This is a genomic window from Nostoc sp. LEGE 12447 (genome assembly GCF_015206985.1).
Classification (GTDB): Bacteria; Cyanobacteriota; Cyanobacteriia; order Cyanobacteriales; family Nostocaceae; genus Nostoc.
In genome coordinates this window covers 77,571-99,782 of the sequence record NZ_JADEXT010000028.1, presented here as the reverse complement: position 1 = coordinate 99,782, position 22,212 = coordinate 77,571, and the positions used below count along the sequence as shown (strand labels likewise).

Below are 22,212 nucleotides of genomic sequence, written 5' to 3'. Positions count from 1 at the left end.
TATGACAAAGATTGTTGTGATTAACGTTCCAAAGTCTATGCTAGTCATGGGGGAAGTCTGAGTTGAAAAGCTGGTAACTTTCATCTTCTTACTTCTCCCGCCTTTTTTCCTAATTCACATTAGGCGTAAGTTACTAAGTTTGGTAAAAAAATTTAGGTCTACCTCAGTTGGTTAGGAAACGCAACATAACATATTACTAAAGACTTTCGAGAGCTTTGAGAACCTCTGCTGCTGACTGATATCGTTGAGTAAAATCGAAATGCGCCATTTTATTTAAAATAATAACTAACTCGTTTGTAGCGTCAGTTAGCTCGCGCCAATGTTGCCAAGTCTGTTGATTGCCATCAGCGCCATCTTGAATAATTATTTCACCAGTATTTATATCTCTGCGAAAATCTCTAGGATCTACACCAGTTAAACCTTGAATTCCCATAATTCCCAACGCATAAATATCGCTATTGAGTTTTGGCAAACCGCTCATTTGCTCAGAAGGTGCATAACCCGGCGTACCAATTGAAATAGTCTGAGCTTCTTGCTGCTGAGGATGAATTTGCTTAACAGCGCCAAAGTCAATTAAAACAATGTGTTGATCTGATTCTCGTCTAATCAAGTTACTAGGCTTGATATCTCGATGGATTACACCATAGCTGTGAACAAAAACAAGTACGTGTAAAACTTCTTTGAGCATTTCCACAACTTCAGCTTGTTTTAGTCGCTTTCCAGAAGTTACTTCTTTGTCCATAGCGTGCCCTCGAACAAATTCTTGCACTAGAGAAAATTGCCGATTTTCTTCAAAAAAAGCTAGCAGTTGAGGGATTTGTGGATGCTTACCCAAGGTTTCTAAAATTTGTGCTTCAGCGTCAAATAATCGTCTGACGACATTTAAATATTCTGCATCTTGGCGGGGGGGACGCAACTGTTTAACCACACACTGCGGATTCCCAGGACGCTGGATATCATCAGCCAAATAAGTATTACTAAATCCTCCAGAACCCAAACCTTGAGTAATTTTGTAGCGGTTGTTTAGTAGAGTTCCTAGTGAAATTTCTTGCCCGATGGAATCAGCAATTACAGTTGGTGCTTCATTTGAGGCATCGCCGCGCTGCCGTAAAAGACCTTGCAATTCCACAATTAATTGTTGGTGTTCTTGAACCCGTTGGGTAATTTCTTGTTGCTCTTGTTTCGTTTTATAAGCACTATAAGCAAGAACACTCCCGGCGGTAAATACTAACCCCAAAGTCGGAGGTATTACTGGGAACCATCCAGCTTGAGTAAAAATGACAAAATTGCCTCCAAATAAGACTGCAAGGGCTGTTGCTCCTGCTAGCCCTAAGCCTAGTGGATGTTGAATCCGCGATACCAGCAACCCACCAACTACAGTCCATCCCCATATCCACAAGACTTTACCCCATTCAGGTAGAAACCAAAATAATGGCTGTTTGTTAAGAACAGCGCTGAGAATTTGACTAACGCTGTGGGCATGAATTTCAATTCCTGCCATTTTACCGGAATTATCTGACTTACCAGTAGCAAATGGCGTGTTAAAAATATCATTTAAACTATTGGCTGTTGAACCAATTAAAACGATGCGGTCTTTCACCAAATCTGGTTTAACTTGATTTTCAAGTATTTCTGTAATAGTTACTTGCTGGGCAATCTGATGACCAGAATGGTAGTTAAGCAAAATTTGGTAGCCATTTGTATCCGCTTTCTGATAACCGCCAGCGTCGCTTTGGAGGGGTTTAAATACAGTATCTCGTAGTTGTAGTTCTTTTTTGGGGGTAAATTTTAGTTGGATTCCTCCAACTTCTAAGTATTTAAGTGCTAGTTGTAAGCTAAAAGAATAAGTACTTTGGCAGGAATCGGACTCTTCTGCACTTACCAATAATAGGTTGCGACGAATTGTCGCGTCAGTATCTTCTACTACATCATTAAATCCTACTCGTTCTGCTTCAACCCCCTTTGGGGCTGCTATTCCCGGATTGTTAGAACCAGAATGTTTACAGATAGGAATGATGATATCGCTCTGTTGTAGGCGTTGCAGTAGTTTTTCATGACCAGGTTGTACAGGTAAGTCACGGAAAATATCTAGACCAATGGCTCGCGGTTCATAAGCTTCAAGTTTGCCCAATAGTCGGTCTAGAAGTTCGCCAGATAGGGGCCAATTCCATTTTTGAATATCTTTTTCAGTTAAAGCAACAATCAATAGACGAGAGTCTGGGCCTGGGTCGCCACGTAATTGCATCATCTGATCGTAGACCTTCATTTCTAAAGGCTCGAAAACCCCAAGTTTTTGAATGCCTACTAGTAAAATTGTAGCGATCGCACTTGAAAGAATAACTGGCTGTCTAAATAAAGTTTTTAAGTTTGTAAGCATTTCTCTAAATAAGTTTTATTTAAAATATACATATTTTTTATCCTATTTTTCATCATTGAAATTATTCTATGCAATTAGAAACTTTTCTCTAAATATGCAGATCCCCGACTTCTTTAAGAAGTCGGGGATCTTGTTACTCACGAATGATTAAGTAGGGCTATATATGTTTAAGATAATGCACAATCGCTTCTGCTGTTGGCAAATTAGTTGCCAGCAAAACTTGATTAATAGTGCATAATCTAAGCAGTGCTTCTTCATTTGCCTGACCAGGCTGAGGTTGCAGCAAATCTCTTAGGAAAATAACTGCTAAAATTTCTCCTGCTCCAACCAATGAAGCAATTGTTTGATATCCTCCAGAAATTGGTGCGGGGGTTTGCTGACTAATAGTTATTCCTGCTTGTTGATGTAAGACTTCGCCAACAGATGGCCAGGTAATTGTAAAGCTCTGTGAGAAAAATTCATGATGTTGAGAAACAAATTCAGCAAGTTCTGATTTCTTGCTCTCGTGAGCGATGAGTACTATGTTTCTTTCAATAATCACTTGCGGAGGCTCACTTACATTTATTTCTTCTGGAGTTTCATCCAATTGAGTCGCTTCTACTTCAGGAACCTCTTCAATAGTTTGACTGATACTCTCAGGAACTTCGCTTTCTGTTGTTTCCAAAGATTGAATATCAGCTAATTCCGAAACTTCACTTACTAGAACAACATCATCAACATTTACGCTGGCTTCTTCTGTAGTTGTATTATTCAAATCAATGTATTGATTGCTAGAAACTTCTACAACGATATTATCAGGCTCCGTCAATGCTTCAGAAACTTCGCCTCCTGTTTCATAAACAGCAAAACTAGGTTCTACTTGGTCAATATTTGTGCTGTCTTCTGCCGTAAATAAAATATCTAAATCTGCTAATTCATCATTGATATCTTGTGTAGGTTGGCTCAATGTTTCTTGCGGCTGAATCTCCTCTTCTTCAGTAACTTCATTGACAAATTCGCCAAAATCTAAACTGACTTCTTCTGCGACTGGTGTATCTAAATCTACTACTTGATTTTCATTATGAGTAACTTCCAGAACGGTACTTTCTTCATCAGATACTTCGCCGAAAATATCACGCGGCTGCACGAAGGTGACTTCTGCTTCCAGCGCCGCCTCTAACTCTGCATCTTCTGGGGAAGTTGTTTCGGGAACTTGGTGGAAAATATCACGTGGCTGTACGAAGGTGACTTCTGCTTCTAGTGCTGCTTCTAACTCTGCATCTTCTGGGGAGGTTGCTTCTATATCACGCCGTTGCACGAAAGTAGATTCTGTCGCCAGTGCTGTTTCGAAGTCTGTAACCTCACCGTCAGTGGCTTCTGGAAGTGTAATTTCCTCTTCAGAAGTTTCGATGATATTTTCAGGTGCTGCGATCGCAGCTTCGGCTACAGTAAAAGAAACTTCCTCATCATTTTCGCTGATTTCTGGAACCTCTACTTCCTCAGCATCCACGCTAACTTCTGGTTCAACTGACGTTTGCAAATCCACAATTTCATCATGGACATTGTGTGGAACTTCGCTAACTGCTTCTGGTGACTGAATGATGTTTTCAGGGGGGATTACCTCAACAACCGGAATGACATCATCCGCTTGAGTAGCAACAACTTCGGAGGTTTCGCTGACTTCTGGAGAAGGTGTTTCTACTTCAGGAGTAATAGGCGCTGGAACTTCGCTAACTACTTCTGGGGCTGGATTAACGACATTGGGTGCGCTGACATTTTCAGGCGATCGCGGCCGGGAAAACAGTGAAGGGTCTATAATTCTAAAGACTGTCTCTGGTTGCTCATAAGCGGGAGCAACTGCTTCTAAGATCAGAACGTAATCTGCAATCCTGATAATATCTCCATCACTCAAAGAATATGGTCGATCTTTTTCGGCTTGTTTTCCATTAAATATTGAGCCATTTCTACTGCCAAGGTCAGAGAAGTAGTAATTTCCAGCTTTAACAAAAAACTTAGCATGTACCCGACTAATATCAGGACTGTCTAAGACTAAATCAGAATCAGGAGAACGACCTATTAACCATTCTCCTCTCGTTGGAGTTTCTGTGGTCAGGTCAACTTCATTGACTTCACTTAGATTTGGTGAGTAGCTAACTTTTACTTTCATATTAATTTTTGGTTAATTTTATTGATTTCTGCTACCCAGCGCTGACGGGTAGTATGTTCTAAATTTAAAATATCATCTTGTGACCAGTGGAAATGATAAGCAATAAAAGCTACCTCCTCATATAAAGTATCGGAGGGGTAGCTTACGACTCCCCCGCTAGTTCTAGCTCCACTGAAAATTGGGTATTGCAGTGGGGACATTGTGTCGGAATATGTACATCGCCTTGCTGATTGATTCGATTATAAAATTCTCGAAGATAGGCAATGTCATGTAGAAGAAGTTCTTCGAGTAAATCAGGGCTAACAGAGTTAAGACTGCCCAAGCGAGTAATAACCCGTGCAAGCATCACCAAAACACCGTAAGCTGGATTTTCCTGAACTCTGCGCTCTTGTTGCACCAAAATTTCATCTTTAGCGGTGGCTAAACGCATCACCCCATGACGATGTATCCGGTGTTCACTATCACTCAATCCTCTAGGAAGAGTGAAGGCAAATTCTGTGGAGAGAGTATCCTTTTTACGGGGCATAAGTCATTTGGGAATTGGGAATTGGGAATTGGGAATTGGGCATTGGGAATTAGAGAATAGAGGATAAGATTTTCAATACTCGTGAATGAGGCTTTGAACTCCGTTAATGAGTCTTTGAACTCCATTAATGAGTCTTTGAACTCCATTAATGAGGCTTTGAACTTCATTAATGAGTCTTTGAACTCCGTTAATGAGGCTTTGAACTCCGTTAATGAGTCTTTGAACTCCATTAATGAGTCTTTGAACTCCGTTAATGAGTCTTTAAACTCCGTTAATGAAGCTTTGAACTCCGTTAATGAGTCTTTGCTTTCTGCTCCCCACGCCCATGCCCAATGCCCCATGCCCAATTCAATTATGAATAAGTGCTTCGGGGGAGTTTATTGTATCTTCTGGTATGGAAGTTTCACCTTCCAAGCCATTAATTCGCCGATAAAAATCTTGGAGATAATTTAAATCTTGGGCAAAAAAGTTTTCTACTATTGCAGGAGTAACTTCTGATAAAGCACCCAAGTGAGTAATCACTCGTGACAAGATAATAATTGTGGCATAAACGGGATTCGCTTTAACACGTGGGTCACGCAAGGGTGCAATCTCGTCTATCGCCGTTGATAACCGCATTACACCTTTGCGGTGGAGGTTGCCTTCAGAGTCTAGATACCCCTTTGGCAATGTAAATTCAAACTCTGTGGGAAACATACTTCTCCTAATTACTTCACACGTTTAAATTCCTCAAAAGCAACCTCCACTTCCTCAATTTCGATGTCATGGCTGCGGGCGTTAACATCGGCAATTTTATAACTTGCAGGCCAAGCACCAGCTAATTCAAATCTAGCTATTTCTTGATTTGCCTGATTATAAATAGACAAAGCAACAAGTCTACGTTGCTCAGACCAATTACCCTTTTCGACTTTTTCAAACCACTTCCAGAAATCCATAGAGTTGGTAGTACCTCTACGCAGAGTGAGATTACCACTCTTAGGATTGCTAGGAAGCTTAGTTCTCACCACCTGGCCTTTTGATTGCCCTTTTTTACCCCAGGTTTGAGAAGTAACTTCAGAAATTTCAATTACCTCTTGTGTTCTTTTGAAGCCTTGACACTCCAAAAAGAAGCAATTGGCATCGTTTTGACCTTCTAGTGTCAGTTCTAAATAGAACCGATGGGCCGTAAGAACTTCTGGAATTCGGCTTGCGGATTGTACCACTGTTAAATGCTAATTATTTGATTCGTTTAATTCCTTCGTGAACCAATTCAACTGTTTCATTTGCCATATCACCACCAGAGGCAGTTAAGGTAGGGCCAGTGTATTTACAAGGATAACAATTGACAATGTTCCAGCGTGCTTTTTCAGAGCCTTGTTGGTCGTAAGCAACCACCGAACCAGTCTTACGATTCTGTGCCCACTTCCGAGGATCGCCCATGTCTTCGTTACAATCTTGATACCATTTATAAAGGTCTATATCATCAGTGGCGATGACTTTTACTGTGATGTTGGTAAATTTAACAACAGTTGGTGTAGCTTGACGCATTAATTTAGCGCCCTTAGATGAACCGTGGACTTCTTGCGCTGGAGTATTCTCAACGCCTAAGCCACTAATTTCTTTGATGAACTTATCAGTAATTCCGTCAGCCTCAAAGTAAAATTTACAAGAGGTTAAAAATTCGCCTGCCATACTTTTAGACTCCTTTGTGTGTGGTTAATTTGAGAATTGGGAATGGGGAATGGGAAATGGCGAACGGGGAATGGGGAATGGGAGTTAGGAGTTATAAGAATTGTTTCCTCAATTCCCAATTTCCAATTCCCAATTCCCAATGTCCTATTCGCTATCTTCAATGCCATTCCATTGGCTGATGCGGAAAACAACAAATTCAGCCGGTCTGACTGGACAAACACCGACTTCAATATATAAACGTCCTAAAATTCTGGTTTCTGGTGGGTTCAATTCTTCGTCGCACTTGACATAAAATGCTTGTGCTGGAGATGCCCCAAATAAAGCACCTTCACGCCAGATACGCTCTAAGAAATTACTAACGGTGCGGGTGACACGTGCCCATAAATCTTGGTCGTTCGGTTCAAAAACTACCCATTGAGTCCCTAATTCTAGGGATTTTTCGATATAGCTAATTAACCGACGCACACTAATGTAACGCCACTCTGTTTTATCTGGCTCAACTAGTGTGCGTGCGCCCCAAATGCGGATACCTCGGTTGGGGAAGCTGCGAATACAATTTATCCCCAAGGGGTTTAATAGTTCTTGTTCGCGGAAGTTTGTTTCATAGCCCAAACCAATTACGCCTCTGGGAACTTCATTTGCAGGGGCTTTGTAAACTCCTCTGGTTTCGTCGGTGCGGGCCCAAACACCCATCACATGACCACAAGGAGGTACTAAAATTGGATTACCGCGATCGCGTGGATTAGGTACTTTAATCCAAGGATAATAAAGGGCCGCAAACATCGAACGACGGTTAAATCTATTCAACCACTCCACTACTTGCTGGGGTTTGACGGCATCTGGTGGCGCATCAAGTACAACCATGCGGTTGGGCGGGTTGGGAATATCGCCACTGGCAGAACCCTCGCACATACTAATCATCAGTTCGATGATGCCGTGGACTTGATCTAAATTCAGTACCTGCTCTTGATAAGCCCGCATCACATCAGGACAAGCCAGCATTGTGATTTCATCAACTTCAAAGATACCGCGTACCCCGGTGCGATCGTCTCGAACCCCTTCTAAATTTTGCGAAAATCTATCGGGTGGGGCGGCAACAATGGGCGGCGCTAGTTCATATTGACCATTAACGGGGCGACGAGCTAAAGGTTGTCCGCTTTGAGTGATGTCTTCTACAGTGACATACATAGAATTTCTCAATGCCGCCAGCGCATAAGTCGCTGTTTGACCACTAGGTTCGCGGTTCATTGTCAAGTTTTCGTATTGCTCTAAAAGTTCATCTCCCCGACGAATTTGAATGGTGAAATATTCACCTGTATTTGGAGGCGCTTCTCCTTCAGTACCTTCGGGTAGGGCGCGGGGTGAACCATCAATAATTACAAGATTTACTAATCCGCCTGATGCTTGCTCAGGGCGCAAAGTAAAGCGGAGGGCTGGACGATTACCTCTAGAGTTGATTCTGAGGGTAGCCGGTTCTGGAGTTGCGGGTCTGGGCGCGCCTGGTAACTGAGTCCCAATGCTTGTTACCCAGCAACGACCGCCACCATTCATAAAGTAGCCGTAGACTGAAAAGGGTAAATAGGCGTTGAAGTCGGTGAAGCCGTCAGAGTTGGGACGGGCAAAGTAGTTTAAATATTGCGTCCAAGTGGTTACTAGCATGGGCTTGTATAACTCAGCCCCACCACGAACGTCCTCTGTAAAACCTACAAATCCGGCAACTGCTGTGCTAACACCTTCAATTGGTCGGCTACCCCGGTCAATTTCTTCGATGTAGACACCAGGAGCAAAGTAATCAAGTCTAGCCATGAAAGTTTCTCCAAGTCAGTAAAAATCTAATTATTCAGGAGTTAGAAATATTTCTTTGAAAGTATTACTTTGGTTATCTACCAATGCATTGACGTTTTGGGGTAAATAGCCAGGATGATTCAGAGTCAAAACATAATTACCTAAATGAAGGTCTTCAAAAAAGAACAGCCCTTCTTTAGTAGTTGATATGGACTTGTCAGTTCCCCTCACAGCTACTTCTGCCGCTACCAGTGGCAGATTTGTCACTGCACTTTTGACAATACCCGCGATCGCAACTCGCCTGGTTAATACTAGACTGTCACTATCACGAGACAATTGATTTCGCAAATTGAAAATTCGCTCCCAAACCAAAGGTACTGGCGTAGGTTGTGGCTCGAAGGGAATTGTAACTGTCAAATATAAGGCTGAACGCAATGGCACATTGAGAGCGCTCCATAAAGAGCCAATTTCAATTGGCGGCTCTAGAGCAACTGTCATGTTCAAATTACCATAGCCCCGTAATTCAGGAACCAAAAACTCCTCTTCCAAGGTGCGATGGCGCAACAGCACAGCCAACGCCTCACTGATAAAGTGATGCTCCCCTAAAGCTGTTCTATCCCAGGCTGTTAATAGCAGTGAAACATCAAACCAAGCGGGTGCCCAATTTACAGTGGCAGGTTGTAGAGCGCGTGTTAGCTTGCGTTCAACTTGCCTACCAGAATGTTGTACCTGCTTACTCTCACGTATATCAAAAATGTATAAATTGAGAGTCGGGCCTGCTCCCTCTTCCCTTCGATTACCAGGATGGCTAAAGTCAATTTGCTCTGTACTGGTAAGTGAGGTTCCTCCAGCTAGAATTTCGGCTAAAGTTTGAAGAACGAAGATAAGCATGAAGGTGTTCTGCTGGTAGCTAATCCAGATGCATCTACAGTATATGTATCAGCCTTCTAAAGGTAATTAGACTTTTGTCGATATTTTTTTAATTGGTCATTTGTCATTTGTCATTGGTCATTGGGTACTGGTTATTAATTCTTTCCCCCCTGCTCCCCATTTGAGTGGGCTGGAAGATATTAGATTTTCAAAAATCCGAAAAGCAGTAACTTCAATTTGTAGATTAGTCTGGAGCAGTTCTTAATAGGAGTGGCTAGATGACCACGCCACAAAAATTATGCTTTGTAATAAATAATTTGTACTACGTAGCTATATATACTTAGGGAAAGGATAAGTATATAAACATAAACTTAATAATTCTTTGTATTAATTATCTAAGAAGATAACTTAATAAAAAAATAAACATTACTGAGACTGCATAATTTTATACTGGTCAGCAGAGGAATAAAAACATTTGGTTGCAAAAAGCGAGTGAAGCTATGACACTAGGCTTTTATGTACAAAAACTGGAGAATGGCTCGAATTATTTGAATTCCTCAGATATTCAGAGCTATTGTCAGTTAGAGTCTGAACAGTTAACTAGTCAATATCCAATTTTTTTCGCTCGGATTGTCTATCATGATTACTTGCTGAAAAATCATCAGGAAGTTATAAATTATGGTCAAGACCAAGCTCCTTTTTCCCATAAAACTTTAGCTTATTTGCGCTCTGAAGCATGGCTGACAGATTTTCCGCCTGCTTTGACTTTGCATGAATTTAGATTGAAGGATTTTTCTTCCATTTCTTACATTTGCCCTATAGGATATAAAAATCAAAAACCTGAATACATTCAAATCATTACTCATAAGCCTCTGTCAGAGAGCTTGCAATTATATGTAAAACGCTCTGCTATGCTGCTGAGTAAGTATGCAGATATTTACTTGGACTATGGAAGACAAAAAACTGAAATTCAGCTCCTGGAAGATATCTTGCATCGAATAGGACATCAATTGCGTAACTCTCTAGGACTTATAGGATTGTATGCACATAACTTATGCTTAGGTTTAGAGGATAGCCCTTGGCAAGAGCAAGCAACAATCATTGGCGAAAGTATACAAGATTTAGATACTAATTTAAATGAGCTTATTGATTGTGGACAAAGTGCAAAACTGAGGGTAAAACTTCAAGATTTAAGAAGTTTAGTTCTTGAAAGCATCAAAAATTTACAACCTCTAATTAATGAGAAAGAACTTAAAATATTGATTCCAGAAACATCAACCATACTGAAGATAGACAAATTACAAATGAAACAAGTATTTGATAATATCCTCAGTAATGCCGTCCATTTCAGTCCTAACTCAGGAACTATTACCTGTAGCTGGCAAGTTTTTCAAGATGAAGTTTTAATTAAAATTTCAGATCAAGGTCCAGGATTATCACAAGAAGATTTACAAAAAGTATTTACCCCATTTTATTCCCGGCGCAGAGGAGGTACAGGACTAGGCTTAACTATTGCTAAGAAAATTATTTTGGATCATCAAGGAAGTATCTGGGCACAAGCCTTATCAGAAAGTGGAGCGCAATTTTCTGTAATTTTGCCTCGACCAAGGAGCGGGAATTAATTCGCAATTAGTAATAATGTTCCTACGTAGGTAACGTAATTTGTAATTAAAAAGATGGCTAATGATAGTAAGAAACTTTCGGTTTTGCTGGTAGATGATGAAGAACGCTTCCGCCAAGGATTACGTACTCTCCTGAATTTTTATAGTATTAATTCTGCATTACCTGTAGAAGTTATAGGTGATGCAGATTCTGTGGAGCAGGTTTTAAAGTTTACAGCCCAGAAGTGTCCAGATTTAATTTTGCTGGATATGCAATTGAAAGGATGTGATGGGATTACAGTTCTGGCACGTCTTAAGGAAACTGCTTACACTGGCAAAGTTTTAGTGTTGTCTGCTCATCAAGAAGACGACTGGATTTTTAGAGCAATGCAGGCAGGAGCTGCCGGTTATGTGTTTAAAAATCGTGTGGCAACACAATTGTGTGAGGCTATTGATACTGTTACAAGAGCGGAAATTTATCTACCTTCAGAAGTTGCTAGTCGATTTTTCCGGTTTTTTCAGGCTTATTCAGACTCTTGCCTGAAAGCATGTCATGAGGTGCATTTAACCGAAAGAGAGCAAGAAGTTTTATACTGGTTAACTCAAGGTGCTTCTAATGAAGAAATCGCTAAACATTTATATGTAACAGTTGCTACTGTTAAGGCGCATCTCACCAGTATTTTTGAAAAATTGAAGGTTACTAGTCGGACTCAAGCTATTGTGGCTGCCCTCAAGTTAGGATTAGTTCACGCTTGAGCGCGACGAAAGTAATCGGCGCAATTCACGAAACTTTTTGTATATGCCTTCATTTGAATCTTTTTATCAAGAATACCCCTGCTCGTATAATTCTCCCTTAAGTTGCGATCGCCCTTTCCAAACCGCGCAGCAAATCAAGGGGGCTAAGTTTTGCTTGGAATGTGGTTTTCCAGCAACTTTACCACAGGAGGCTGAGATTAAAGGAAGTCAGGGAACTTATCAAATAGCTAGTTTTATTGGTGTACGGGGTTTAGGCCGCCTATACTCAGGTATTCAACTTAAAGATAAACAGCCTGTCATCATCAAAGAATACTTACTACCCAATCGTTCTTTTAATGAAAGCGAGACTCTGAAACGCAAAGAGACTTTCAAACGAGTGGGTGGGGTAAGTTTAGCCGATAGTCGAATTCAAAACTTTCGTCTTGTAGAAACTAAAGAAGCGATCACAGATGAAAAAGGAGAACGCTGCTATCTAATCACTCAAGGAATCGAATCATCCCAAACTTTAGGGAAATATCTCATAGAAAAGGGCGCAATGACATCTCCTGATGTGCGGGAAGTATTAAATCAAGGTTTACAAACTCTCCAGTTTCTCCACACCCAAAAGCTGCGTTTTCCCTCAAATCAAGTACAACTTGGTATAACTCACGGCAATATCAATTTAGATAGTACTTTAATTAAACTAGAAAATAATCAAAAATTCTCTATATACTTTTGTGATTTAGCTACCTGGGAAAACTTATTTATTCCACCTATTATTCCTCAACCCGTGCCCGCCAGACCTGAGCAAGATTTAGAATCATTAGGATTGCTAGCCTTTTATCTATGGGCAGGACGGACAACTAATTTTTTATCCAACCAGCCTCTCGACCCTAGAGATAATCAACAATGGCCGGATACCGATAGCCATTTAAAGCAGTTTATTTATCGCCTCATTGGTCTAGAAACTCCTTTCGAAAATGCGGAAACGGCTCGTCAAGCACTGCTGCAACTTCCCAAAGAAGATCGTGGCAAAAGTTCAGTGTCATCGCCAGCTTCTCAAGCAATAGAAAAGCGTTTATCAATGCCTTTAATCCTGATAGGAATTCTGGCTTTATTACTACTCGGCGGAGGAATTTTGTATTGGTTTTTGGGCAAGAAAACAGATAGTCCTAATCAATATATATTATGGTCTAGACTTGTGCGAAATTTCTCCGAAGTCCCCAATGTTCCTGCCGGGCAATTTACTTACACAGGAGAAAAAGACAGTACGTGGAGTTATGTTTTAACGCAATCAGTAGAAAATAGTCGTTTAGGAGAGTTATTGACCAGACCAAAGCCAGATGCGACAGCAACATTTAACTATGAGCCTGTTTTGTCAGCAAACGTCAAGAATCCGATTAAAAGTATCGAAGAAGTTGAAACAAACAAAAAAGATTTTGCAATTACTAGTTTGGTAGACAACATCACAGATAAACTTTCTAAAAAACAAGTTGCTTATGATGGATTACTTGTTTTTGTAGCATTTAATAAGAGAGATTCAAATCTTGCTAATGCTCTTGGAGGGCAAATAAGTCTTGAGCAATTGCGTCAAATTTACACAGGTAAAATTACCAATTGGCAACAAATTAGTCCGAAACTTCCAAATTTAGCTGTGAAACCTTTTGCCCCAACAGAACCGGAAGCCATCAGTAAATTTCAGGAAATAGTTCTCAAAAATGTCCCTCAAGACGAAGCTTTATTTGCAGCAAATGTTACTAAGCTGGATACAACAAAAACCCAAAATCAGATACGCAGCGAGACTCTAGATGGGCGAACCACTGGTATTATCAGTTTTGGCATTATCAGTAAAACTTCGAGTCAGTGTACTGGTTATCCGCTAGCGATCGCAGATGGCAAAAAATCAGCGATTCAACCTCTGTTTCAACGGCGCGATCGCCGCTCAATTAATCCCTCAGATGATTTGTGCCAACATGATGATTATTATGTTGATGTCACAACATTCCAAAGCTACCCCTTGGGATACCCTATTTTTGTAGTGTACCCTAAAGACACCAGTCGCCTGCCTGGTGGTTCTACATTTGCCCAGATGCTAACCACTCGTCAGGGTCAGTGTTTACTTAGTAAAGTAGGTCTCGTAGCTTTACAACCTATGCCTGATGATATAAATTCCTATGCCTGCAAATCGGTGCCCCAATCCTAGTTGCGAATATTTTAACCGCGCCCTGCCTAACAATGCTAAGGTTTGTCCCTGGTGTTCCACTCCTGTGGGTAATGTAGTTTCCTCAACACCACAACAACCGCCTAGCCAACCACCGCCTATTCAGCAACAACCTAGTCAACCACCACCTGCTCAGTATCAAAGACCGCCTACAGAGCAACCTAATTACCAACCTCCCCAACAACCCCCCGTTGATTATTCAACAGTCTATCAGCCAAGAGTTTCTTATCAACCAACACCGCCTGCTTATGTCCCTCCGCCTCAAAGAGCGCCAGCCTTAAAGCTGATTCATACTACTGGCAGAGAATTTCACCTCGTTGGAGAAGGAGGTTATATTGGTCGCCGCAGTCAAAGTCCAGGAATAGCTCCGCCAGAAATTGATTTGACTGGCATTCCCAGTGAGGGAATAGTCTCTCGTCGTCATGCGCGAGTCGATTGGGACTGGTCGCAAAATGCATACATGATTGTTGATATGAGTACAAATGGTATTTATTTAAACAACAATCCTCTCACTCCTGGTATGCAATATCGCCTGCTTAATGGAGATTCATTGCGATTTGGTCAAGACAACCTAGTTAATTTCACGATATATGTTGTGTAGTAAAACGGTTAGCTAATGCACTAGGGTTGCAAAAAGCTATCAAATTTTATGGGGTAGTTGATCGATCAACTACCCTTCGATTTTGGCAATAGTCACCATAAATTAATGTGAATTTGACATTACAAATCGTGAATGCACGCTACAAGAATTTGGAAGATGGGGCGATCGCGCTAAATTAATTTTCATACACGAGCGATCGCAAGACTATTAAGACAGTCACTACAAGAGCAGCGATCGCACTACGCACTCTAAATCATTAACAAAGTTGCTAATTCTGGATATTGACGGAAAAACCCATCAATACTGGCTAATTTCGCTTGATGTTCAATGGCTGTGGCGATAATAATTCTGTCAAAAGGATCTCGATAAATGGGTGATAAATTAACAGCACTTGATGCGATCGCTGGAGTCAACGGTAAAAGAGAGATTCCCGAAGGTGATAAGGCTTCCTGAAACCATTGATTCACCGGACTTGGTAATAATAAACGACGATAACTATAATCAATTGAACATGACCAGATATTTGATAAATCGCCTTTAAGCTTGTGAGTGTGTAAGCTTGGATGAAAGGGATCTTCGGCTAATTGGCGTAATGTTTGTTCAATCAGGGGTCTAAGATTCGGGTTTTTACGGATTAGACGTTTAAAAGCACGAAGAGATTTGGGTGTCCAACCGATTTTCATGGTTGATCTAATTCTGCTAAGAATTGATCTACTGAGCCAAATTTTACGTTTACTTCGGCAAATTCTTGTTTAATTTCGCTAACTTCTTGGTATAAGTTAGTTCGTCGCCGTTCTTGTAATCGTTTTTGCAGGATATCCAGCAAGATTTCTTGATCTTCTATGGGTAAACTTTCTACTGATTCAATGGCTTGCTGAAGTGCTGATGTTTTCATAGCCTTCAAGGTGATTTGAGTTTGAAAACTATTTTATCTTTATTGGTTGGTTTTCGTTCCCTCAACCCAATCTGCGGGCGGATCTGTTTGCAGCACTGCAACGTTCGCGCACTTACTATATCAGGCGATCGCACTGCTCATTGTCCGCCTAGTCCTGCTGCTTTCAACTGTTCATAAGGATTCCAATTTGGAGGAGGAGGAGTAGATGAATCCCACCACTTAGCACCTGATTGTATCCATGTATTACGCAAAGTAGCATGATCGGTTTCAGAATCATCATAACCAAACTCGGTTCCACAAGATGGACATATTTCAAATGATGGTGAGCCGGACGACTCGTAAGGTGGTGCTTCTAGTCCTTTGTAACCACATACAGGGCATTGGTACATTTTAAATCTTTTCCTCTTTGTGTATTGGCTTAGTGTTTCCTAATACATGGGCATATATGGCTATATTATGTCTGCGCTGTAAAGTAATTTAATGGATTGCTGCTAGGAACAAACATTGTTAAAACTTTACCAGATGCATTTGTTGCCACGAACTGGCCTGTCGTTGTATTAAGACAGTACATCCCTCCTGCGGCCCGAGTTTTTTTAAGTGAGCTTGAATCAGCTACTATCGCATCAGCGGCAGCCTCGTAGGCTGTTTTGTCTGCGTAAGCACCCCCTGCGTCGTTCTGAATCGTTACGTGCTTATTGAAGTGACTGGTTAAGGAAGACGGACTAGAAAAAACACCCTGTATAGTTGACTGTGATATTGAGGATATATTGAATGTATGTGGGAGAGAGCTTTTTGACAAGTGATTCTCATTCTGCTGTACAACATGGGTCAACTCATGCGCCAACAACTCCTGACCACCGCGACTCCCTGGATTATATTCTCCCTGCCGAAAGAACACATCCTGACCTGTTGTAAAAGCACGCGCCTGAATTGACCGATTCAACTGATCAGACAGACCATCCGTGTGAACCTTCACCCCACTGAAATCTGCGCCAAACGCCACCTCCATTGGTTCGCGGATATTGTCTGCGATCGCCTGTCCACCCCCCCGCGCTTGGTTAATGGACGCTTCCAAGTCTGGCGCTGCATACATCCCAGCCTTAGCCTGACGCTGCACCATCGGCTTCATCTGCAATTCTTCCTCATCTTCTGGCAATGCTTCTCGTTGCAGTGTGCTGTTGTCCAGAGATTTCATTTGCAATTCTTCCTCATCCTCTGGCAATGCTTCTCGTTGTAGTGTGCTATTGTCCAGAAATTTCATCTGTAATTCTTCCTCATCCTCTGGTAATGCTTCTCGTTGTAGTGTGCTATTGTCCAGAGATTTCATCTGTAATTCTTCCTCATCTTCTGGCAATGCTTTTCGTTGCAGTGTGCTATTGTCCAGAGATTTCATCTGTAATTCTTCTTCATCCTCTGGCAACGCTTCTCGTTGCACCAAAGGAGTGATGGAATTCGCTAGAGGTTTCATCTGCAATTCTTCCTCTTCCTCTGACAATGCTTCTCGTTGGATAGACTGATGATTTACAGGTTGCGCCATTCTTTGCATTACTTGCTGTGCAACGCTATCAGCTTCCTGTTCGTAAATATCTCCAGGCTGGCTAATTGAGAGTTTTGCTTGGGTACGCAGTGGTATGCGACTGATATCGTGAGTAACTGGTTTATGGAGTGGTTGTACTTCAGGAATTGCTTGGCGTGAAATTGCCGACGACTCCAAACCAAAGCCGCGTGTTGGGTGTTTCAGGGATGGAATTGAGAAGCCTGTAGTAGTTTGTTTCTTCCGGCTGACGTGTTCTCTCATTTTCTTTTCCTGTTTCCCAAGCAGTAGTTAGATGAATAATACGCTGTTGCTTACATTGATATTACAGCGAGCGCACTTGTAACACAATTCCTCTAAGGTAAGGGATTTTCAGCGAACGTAGGGGCGCAAGGCATTGCGCCCCTACTAAGTTCGACTTTTGGCTACTTTTGATTATGATGCAGTACCTTTAGCCTGGATTTAGGGAGAGTTTTTTTATTTATGGACTCAAAACAGCAACAAACTTTTTTTACGTTCGATGGAGATGTAGGCGGTACTGCTGGCTACGCTGGGGTTTCGGCGGCATCTGATGCTAGCAAGGCGGCTAAAACGGCGGGTAAATATCTCAACGACTCACGGCTGATGAACCAGCTTACAGAACACGTATATAAACTTTTGCTAGAAGATTTGCGATCGCAGCGCGAAAGAATAGGTAGTTATGATTCTCAAAGGTGGTTGTGATGGCTACAGGCGCTAACAATGGCAACATTACTCACGAATTAAATTATGTCACTACTAATCGGTTCTACGTAGAGATAGACAGTTCTATTGCTGCATCTTTTGCTGAATGTTCAGGATTAAGTGTTCAAATTAAGAAAAATGTTTTTCAGGAAGGTGGTGTTAACGACCAGCAAAGAATTTATTTAGGTCATACAGAATTTGCAGACATAACTCTTAAACGAGGATTTACCGATCATCCAGGTTTTTGGAACTGGATGAATGCAGTTTTTGATGAAAAAAAGAAAACATCTCGACGCAATGTCAATATTCTGATTTTCAATCAAGCCGGTGAAACGATGATGAGTTGGACTTTGATTGGTGCTATTCCTATAACCTGGAAAACACCTGCACTCCAAGCAGATGGGAAGGCAGTTGCGATTGAAGAATTAACTTTAGCTTATGAAGGTTTACAAGTTGCAAGGTCTACAGGAGGAGGCTCTTCTGTACAACGAGATCAAAAATCAGGATATTTCGTTTCTAGTTAATTGGCTCTTCTTAGAACTATAAATATGCAAATTATTCAATCTTCACTAGGAAACAATATTCATCCCCTTGGGGTAATATCATCTTTATCTAATTCTCAGGGAATAATATTGAGAAAAGAGTCTCATTCTTTGCATTCACGAAATAATTTTATCAGTACAATCCAAACTAAACCACCATTAGTCAAATCCTCTAAATTTTTCTTGTCTCGTCAGTATGAACCATCGATTGAACCATTAATAGGTTGGGATAGTTGGGATACTCAGGATATAACTAGTGATTTTAGTGAATTTACGTTCATTGAATTTGATGCTTCTGATTCAATAGCTGCATTAGACAATAGCAATGAATCAGTAAAAAATAGTATTCCAAAGATAATGCCAACTCCCACTGAGACAAATACGAGTAATGGCACATCCCAAGAAGTAAATATAAAAACTAAATCTCAGCAAAAAAAAACAAATAAATCTCAGAAACCACTAAAAAAAGAACCAAAGTCAAAATCTAGAACTAAAAAAGCTATCAAATCATCTAGTCCTAAAAACTTTGAGCCAATTGTTGATAAGACTAATATTAATCTTAACAAAGATAACTTATTAATATCAGATGAGTCTATGCCTATTGAGGCTAATTTGGAAACACCAAATTTACAACTAGATATTGTGTTAGACAGTACTACAAAGGATCATAGCTCTGTCAGTAGTCCAACCGTAGATACTTCACCTAGCCTTCAAGATCAATCAACTTTATTCGAGAATTTTGCTACCGATGATCTGTCAGAAAATTCTGAGCTAATATCTAGTTTTTCTAGTACAGATTTGTCTTTACCAAAAAATACTTTAACATCGGAAGAAAATATTGAATTAGAAGATGACACTAGTGAATTAGTCAACAGTTCATCTATAGAAGTTCCTTCTAAAAAGAATACAGAAAAAATATTTATACAGGATATTCACTTTACAGATAATGAAGAAAAACTAATACCTGAAGTCTCAGAATCAGTTCATCTGTCAGATATGCAAGTTAGCCAAACGTCACCACAACAAGACATTGAAACAGATAAGATTCCGTATAGAGTTGACAATAAAAGCAGCGTAAGTCAAACAAATTTAATCCAAGCAAAAGATATTTTACCAATCTTAAACTCTCTATCGCAGGAAGAAGAATCACCAGATATTAATACTAAGTTTGAGGAAGTTACAGCTAACGAAGCAGACTTAATATCAGAACAAAGCACAAATGATTTTGTCACAGATAATTCTGCCTCTGATAATTCTTTAAATTTATCTTCAGCACTTACTTCCTCTGAGGTTGATGATTCACCTACTTTACTCCGTTCTTTGGAGAATAATGAAAATACCGTAGAGACGGATTTTACTTCACCTAATTCTGAGTCTTCAGTTGCAAAAAATCCTATTACAGTACAACAAGAAATTGATCCTGACTTTTCACACAATGTAGAAAAAGCAACGCAAAATCTAACCCCTCAGCCCTCTTTAATACCAGATAATAGTGAGAATTTAAAGCCTCTATCCTTTCAGGATCAAGGTTTTCTAGATTCCATGAAAAGTCAGGAAATTGATTCCAGTGTTACGAGTGAGTTTCCAGATATTGCGCCTGTCCAGTTATCACCTACCTCAGCAGTTATTGAAGACACACCTAGTTTATTCAGCAACCCTGATAGCGATGAACAATTAGTAACTTCAGAATCACAGTCTGCGATGGTGGTTAATGTCTCAGATATCTCAGCAAATGTGACTTCACTACAACGTGATAGCAATGTTCAAAATCTTGGTAGGGAGTTTACAGAAAGTCAACCCATCTTAGCAGCACCTGAGATTACTGAAACACCAACAATTAGCGCCACATCACCTGAAATTGATGAAGCATTGGTAGTTAACGCCAATTCGCCTAAGATTACTGAAACACCAACAGTTAGCGCCACATCACCTGAGATTGATGAAGCATTGGTAGTTAGCACCAATTCGCCTGAGATTACTGAAACACCAACAATTAGCGCCACATCGCCTGAAATTACTGAAGCACCAACAATTAGCGCCACATCACCTGAGATTGATGAAGCATTGGTAGTTAGCACCAATTCGCCTAAGATTGCTGAAGCACCAACAATTAGCGCCACATCACCTGAAATTGATGAAGGATTGGTAGTTAGCGCCAATTCGCCTGAGATTGCTGAAACACCAACAATTAGCGCCACATCACCTGAAATTAATGAAGCATTGGTATTTAGCGCCAATTCGCCTGAAATTATTGAGAAAACAAGTATTTTTAGGGAAATTATTGATAATGAACAAACAGTAGAATCAGAAAATCCTGAAATATCAACTGCTGATACCTGGGATAATCCAGATATTCTAGACAACTCAACTTCTCCACAAGATGAGGTAAGCACAGCACCTAAAGTTGAGCAAAATGCGATCGCAGAAAATTTGCCCGCGCCTAAAGGTTATGCTACTGGTGGTCATGTTACAGACTCACGTGTTGAAAATCGCCAGCAGATAGCACCTTCCGATACAGTACCTGCAATGCTTACGCCTGGGGAGTTTGTCATTAATACCAGGGATGCACAGAAGAATCTACCCCTACTACATCACATCAACACGGGTGGAACACCGCAGGATATTATTCTTCCGAGTTTACAAACACCCAATCCCACAGAACCAGAAGCAACAACTTCTCCAGAGACTCCGACTAAAGTCGATTCTTTTCCAGACACTTCATTACAGCTAAAAAGCGCTGAGACTGATTCACCTGAGATATCAAATTCTTTAATTCCTTCTTACTTGGGGTTGAATAGTAATAAACAGAAACTTTCTATTCTCAATTCTCCCCAGCTTCATACTCTTCAAAATAAAACAATAGATGTCGGTGAATCTTCACCTCAATACTCATCGCCTCCCCTGATTTTCCGAAAAGCAAATTCCAGCACTCACACACCTTCCCAATGGTCAGATACACCTTCTCAATGGTCAAGTGTGGAAGATTTACTAAATGGAAATAATGATGATTTTACTAGCTTTAATTTTAATGATGGGGAATCAAACAGTCAAAATTATGAATTTTCTCATGTTTCAGAATCGCCACAAGTTTTTGCTAAACACCTCCCATCACCTAGAGGTTTTGCTAATGGTGGAGAAGTCACTCCACCCGACATATCTAGAGAAATACAACCGATAACTGAAACCATAGAGAGTGCATCCTCATCTTCTCCAGGAGATGAAAAAGATGATACAGCTGATTTGGAAGCTCTAGCTCGTGAAGTTTATCACAGATTACGACAACGGATAGAAATTGAGCGAGAGCGTCATGGCGGTTATTCCGGTCGATTACCTTGGTAAATTTTCATTCAATAATTAATTTTTGGAGAATATTCAAATGGCAAGTCCAGCAATTATTGTTATTCAAAAGCTTAAACCGCAACTTGAGAAAGCCAAACTTGTAGCTTATAACAATGAAGCGCCAGATATTGAATTAATGTTTAATCCCACAGATATTAGTTTCGCTCGGACTGTTAAGTGGGAAAGTAAGGATGGAAATAGAGGAACCACTCTACTTCCGAAAGTAAACTTTTCTGGGGTTGAACCTTACAAATTCACCCTTAAACAGTTACTCTATGATACTTATGAAACGAAAGAGTCGGTGATGAAAAAATATATAGATAACATTAAGAAAGGTGTAGAAACTATCAGTAAAGCAACTGACAAACGACCACCTGTCTATATATTTACATGGGGAGACGAGTATTTTTATTGTGTAATCACGAGTTTAACCTACACTTTAAATATGTTTTTGAGTGATGGTACACCAGTCAGGGCACTGGTAGATATAGCCTTGCAAGAAGTAGATAAGAATAACCTGCCTGGAGGACGTAAATCTGATTCTAAAGGCAACGCTCGTGCAACAGATAAAAAGGGTCAAAAACTGAGTAAGTAAAACATATAAAGTAATAAATTAGTATTTACTCTGTCATTAAAGGCTGCTCTA

At 40.5% G+C, this 22,212-nt stretch carries 21 protein-coding genes; 8 read left to right on the top strand and 13 right to left on the bottom strand.

The features are described from left to right. Positions 1 to 196 precede the first annotated feature (196 nt). From IQ274_RS24490 to IQ274_RS24455, 9 genes are all read right to left on the bottom strand, one after another. Positions 197 to 2,377 (bottom strand): CHASE2 domain-containing serine/threonine-protein kinase, encoded by a 2,181-nt coding sequence (locus IQ274_RS24490; protein WP_194143717.1) that lies wholly within the window; start codon positions 2,375 to 2,377, stop codon positions 197 to 199. 157 nt (positions 2,378 to 2,534) lie between these two features. Further along, positions 2,535 to 4,523 carry an FHA domain-containing protein gene (locus IQ274_RS24485; protein WP_194143716.1) on the bottom strand — a complete coding sequence of 663 codons (1,989 nt, stop codon included), beginning with the start codon at positions 4,521 to 4,523 and terminating at the stop codon, positions 2,535 to 2,537. After that, positions 4,520 to 4,723: a DUF6760 family protein gene (locus IQ274_RS37775; protein ID WP_322745310.1), complete on the bottom strand. Its 204-nt coding sequence runs from the start codon at positions 4,721 to 4,723 to the stop codon at positions 4,520 to 4,522. Before IQ274_RS37775 ends, IQ274_RS24485 begins: the two co-directional genes overlap by 4 nt. Further along, the gene (locus IQ274_RS24480) at positions 4,666 to 5,049 is read right to left on the bottom strand and encodes a hypothetical protein (RefSeq protein WP_012407863.1); all 384 of its coding nucleotides are present in this window, start codon (positions 5,047 to 5,049) and stop codon (positions 4,666 to 4,668) included. Before IQ274_RS24480 ends, IQ274_RS37775 begins: the two co-directional genes overlap by 58 nt. A 348-nt stretch (positions 5,050 to 5,397) precedes the next feature. Further along, positions 5,398 to 5,745 (bottom strand): hypothetical protein, encoded by a 348-nt coding sequence (locus IQ274_RS24475; protein WP_012407862.1) that lies wholly within the window; start codon positions 5,743 to 5,745, stop codon positions 5,398 to 5,400. A gap of 11 nt (positions 5,746 to 5,756) precedes the next feature. Then, on the bottom strand, positions 5,757 to 6,251 hold the full coding sequence (locus IQ274_RS24470; protein WP_041565926.1) for a phage tail protein: 495 nt from the start codon (positions 6,249 to 6,251) through the stop codon (positions 5,757 to 5,759). A 13-nt stretch (positions 6,252 to 6,264) separates the two neighbouring features. Further along, a complete protein-coding gene (locus tag IQ274_RS24465; RefSeq protein WP_094331970.1) occupies positions 6,265 to 6,720 on the bottom strand; it encodes a phage tail protein in 456 nt (151 codons plus the stop codon). Positions 6,721 to 6,864: 144 nt separating this feature from the next. Then, a complete protein-coding gene (locus IQ274_RS24460; RefSeq protein ID WP_163931126.1) occupies positions 6,865 to 8,526 on the bottom strand; it encodes a phage tail sheath family protein in 1,662 nt (553 codons plus the stop codon). A gap of 30 nt (positions 8,527 to 8,556) precedes the next feature. Further along, a complete protein-coding gene (locus IQ274_RS24455) occupies positions 8,557 to 9,396 on the bottom strand; it encodes a Pvc16 family protein (protein WP_012407858.1) in 840 nt (279 codons plus the stop codon). 479 nt (positions 9,397 to 9,875) lie between these two features. Between IQ274_RS24455 and IQ274_RS24450 the strand changes: the two genes are divergently transcribed. From IQ274_RS24450 to IQ274_RS24435, 4 genes are read left to right on the top strand one after another with little or no spacing between them, the layout of a single operon-like run. Beyond that, entirely contained in the window at positions 9,876 to 10,997 is a 1,122-nt protein-coding gene (locus IQ274_RS24450) for a sensor histidine kinase (RefSeq protein WP_194143715.1), read from the top strand. A 54-nt stretch (positions 10,998 to 11,051) separates the two neighbouring features. After that, the gene (locus tag IQ274_RS24445) at positions 11,052 to 11,732 is read left to right on the top strand and encodes a response regulator transcription factor (RefSeq protein ID WP_114082345.1); all 681 of its coding nucleotides are present in this window, start codon (positions 11,052 to 11,054) and stop codon (positions 11,730 to 11,732) included. Positions 11,733 to 11,775: 43 nt separating this feature from the next. Beyond that, entirely contained in the window at positions 11,776 to 13,914 is a 2,139-nt protein-coding gene (locus tag IQ274_RS24440) for a substrate-binding domain-containing protein (RefSeq protein WP_194143714.1), read from the top strand. Continuing rightward, positions 13,886 to 14,533, top strand: a complete 648-nt coding sequence (locus tag IQ274_RS24435) for an FHA domain-containing protein (RefSeq protein ID WP_163931138.1) — start codon at positions 13,886 to 13,888, stop codon at positions 14,531 to 14,533. The genes IQ274_RS24440 and IQ274_RS24435 overlap by 29 nt, the downstream gene beginning before the upstream one ends. A 248-nt stretch (positions 14,534 to 14,781) precedes the next feature. On the opposite strand, the gene IQ274_RS24430 is transcribed toward IQ274_RS24435, so the two are convergent. The 4 genes from IQ274_RS24430 to IQ274_RS36715 form a co-directional block, all read right to left on the bottom strand. Then, positions 14,782 to 15,216: a PIN domain-containing protein gene (locus tag IQ274_RS24430; protein WP_194143713.1), complete on the bottom strand. Its 435-nt coding sequence runs from the start codon at positions 15,214 to 15,216 to the stop codon at positions 14,782 to 14,784. Further along, positions 15,213 to 15,428: a hypothetical protein gene (locus IQ274_RS24425; RefSeq protein WP_194143712.1), complete on the bottom strand. Its 216-nt coding sequence runs from the start codon at positions 15,426 to 15,428 to the stop codon at positions 15,213 to 15,215. The genes IQ274_RS24430 and IQ274_RS24425 overlap by 4 nt, the downstream gene beginning before the upstream one ends. 137 nt (positions 15,429 to 15,565) lie before the next feature. Beyond that, positions 15,566 to 15,817, bottom strand: coding sequence for a hypothetical protein (locus IQ274_RS24420; RefSeq protein ID WP_163931144.1), 252 nt, complete (start codon positions 15,815 to 15,817; stop codon positions 15,566 to 15,568). Positions 15,818 to 15,882: 65 nt separating this feature from the next. Continuing rightward, the gene (locus IQ274_RS36715; protein WP_228058337.1) at positions 15,883 to 17,226 is read right to left on the bottom strand and encodes a DUF4157 domain-containing protein; all 1,344 of its coding nucleotides are present in this window, start codon (positions 17,224 to 17,226) and stop codon (positions 15,883 to 15,885) included. A 219-nt stretch (positions 17,227 to 17,445) separates the two neighbouring features. Here IQ274_RS36715 and IQ274_RS24410 point away from each other — a divergent pair, with 219 nt between their 5' ends. From IQ274_RS24410 to IQ274_RS24395, 4 genes are read left to right on the top strand one after another with little or no spacing between them, the layout of a single operon-like run. Next, the gene (locus tag IQ274_RS24410; RefSeq protein ID WP_163931147.1) at positions 17,446 to 17,685 is read left to right on the top strand and encodes a hypothetical protein; all 240 of its coding nucleotides are present in this window, start codon (positions 17,446 to 17,448) and stop codon (positions 17,683 to 17,685) included. Next, positions 17,685 to 18,209, top strand: coding sequence for a phage tail protein (locus IQ274_RS24405; protein ID WP_114082341.1), 525 nt, complete (start codon positions 17,685 to 17,687; stop codon positions 18,207 to 18,209). The genes IQ274_RS24410 and IQ274_RS24405 overlap by 1 nt, the downstream gene beginning before the upstream one ends. A gap of 24 nt (positions 18,210 to 18,233) precedes the next feature. Next, entirely contained in the window at positions 18,234 to 21,566 is a 3,333-nt protein-coding gene (locus IQ274_RS24400; RefSeq protein ID WP_194143711.1) for a hypothetical protein, read from the top strand. A gap of 37 nt (positions 21,567 to 21,603) precedes the next feature. Continuing rightward, positions 21,604 to 22,161, top strand: a complete 558-nt coding sequence (locus tag IQ274_RS24395) for a hypothetical protein (RefSeq protein WP_114082339.1) — start codon at positions 21,604 to 21,606, stop codon at positions 22,159 to 22,161. Positions 22,162 to 22,212 lie beyond the last annotated feature (51 nt).

What these genes read in the sequence shown, in the direction of transcription:
- IQ274_RS24490 (WP_194143717.1), bottom strand. Translation starts at nt 2,377, where the DNA reads ATGCTTACAAACTTAAAAACTTTATTTAGACAGCCAGTTATTCTTTCA.
- IQ274_RS24485 (WP_194143716.1), bottom strand. Translation starts at nt 4,523, where the DNA reads ATGAAAGTAAAAGTTAGCTACTCACCAAATCTAAGTGAAGTCAATGAA.
- IQ274_RS37775 (WP_322745310.1), bottom strand. Translation starts at nt 4,723, where the DNA reads ATGTCCCCACTGCAATACCCAATTTTCAGTGGAGCTAGAACTAGCGGG.
- IQ274_RS24480 (WP_012407863.1), bottom strand. Translation starts at nt 5,049, where the DNA reads ATGCCCCGTAAAAAGGATACTCTCTCCACAGAATTTGCCTTCACTCTT.
- IQ274_RS24475 (WP_012407862.1), bottom strand. Translation starts at nt 5,745, where the DNA reads ATGTTTCCCACAGAGTTTGAATTTACATTGCCAAAGGGGTATCTAGAC.
- IQ274_RS24465 (WP_094331970.1), bottom strand. Translation starts at nt 6,720, where the DNA reads ATGGCAGGCGAATTTTTAACCTCTTGTAAATTTTACTTTGAGGCTGAC.
- IQ274_RS24460 (WP_163931126.1), bottom strand. Translation starts at nt 8,526, where the DNA reads ATGGCTAGACTTGATTACTTTGCTCCTGGTGTCTACATCGAAGAAATT.
- IQ274_RS24455 (WP_012407858.1), bottom strand. Translation starts at nt 9,396, where the DNA reads ATGCTTATCTTCGTTCTTCAAACTTTAGCCGAAATTCTAGCTGGAGGA.
- IQ274_RS24450 (WP_194143715.1), top strand. Translation starts at nt 9,876, where the DNA reads ATGACACTAGGCTTTTATGTACAAAAACTGGAGAATGGCTCGAATTAT.
- IQ274_RS24445 (WP_114082345.1), top strand. Translation starts at nt 11,052, where the DNA reads ATGGCTAATGATAGTAAGAAACTTTCGGTTTTGCTGGTAGATGATGAA.
- IQ274_RS24440 (WP_194143714.1), top strand. Translation starts at nt 11,776, where the DNA reads ATGCCTTCATTTGAATCTTTTTATCAAGAATACCCCTGCTCGTATAAT.
- IQ274_RS24435 (WP_163931138.1), top strand. Translation starts at nt 13,886, where the DNA reads ATGCCTGCAAATCGGTGCCCCAATCCTAGTTGCGAATATTTTAACCGC.
- IQ274_RS24430 (WP_194143713.1), bottom strand. Translation starts at nt 15,216, where the DNA reads ATGAAAATCGGTTGGACACCCAAATCTCTTCGTGCTTTTAAACGTCTA.
- IQ274_RS24425 (WP_194143712.1), bottom strand. Translation starts at nt 15,428, where the DNA reads ATGAAAACATCAGCACTTCAGCAAGCCATTGAATCAGTAGAAAGTTTA.
- IQ274_RS24420 (WP_163931144.1), bottom strand. Translation starts at nt 15,817, where the DNA reads ATGTACCAATGCCCTGTATGTGGTTACAAAGGACTAGAAGCACCACCT.
- IQ274_RS36715 (WP_228058337.1), bottom strand. Translation starts at nt 17,226, where the DNA reads ATGAGAGAACACGTCAGCCGGAAGAAACAAACTACTACAGGCTTCTCA.
- IQ274_RS24410 (WP_163931147.1), top strand. Translation starts at nt 17,446, where the DNA reads ATGGACTCAAAACAGCAACAAACTTTTTTTACGTTCGATGGAGATGTA.
- IQ274_RS24405 (WP_114082341.1), top strand. Translation starts at nt 17,685, where the DNA reads ATGGCTACAGGCGCTAACAATGGCAACATTACTCACGAATTAAATTAT.
- IQ274_RS24400 (WP_194143711.1), top strand. Translation starts at nt 18,234, where the DNA reads ATGCAAATTATTCAATCTTCACTAGGAAACAATATTCATCCCCTTGGG.
- IQ274_RS24395 (WP_114082339.1), top strand. Translation starts at nt 21,604, where the DNA reads ATGGCAAGTCCAGCAATTATTGTTATTCAAAAGCTTAAACCGCAACTT.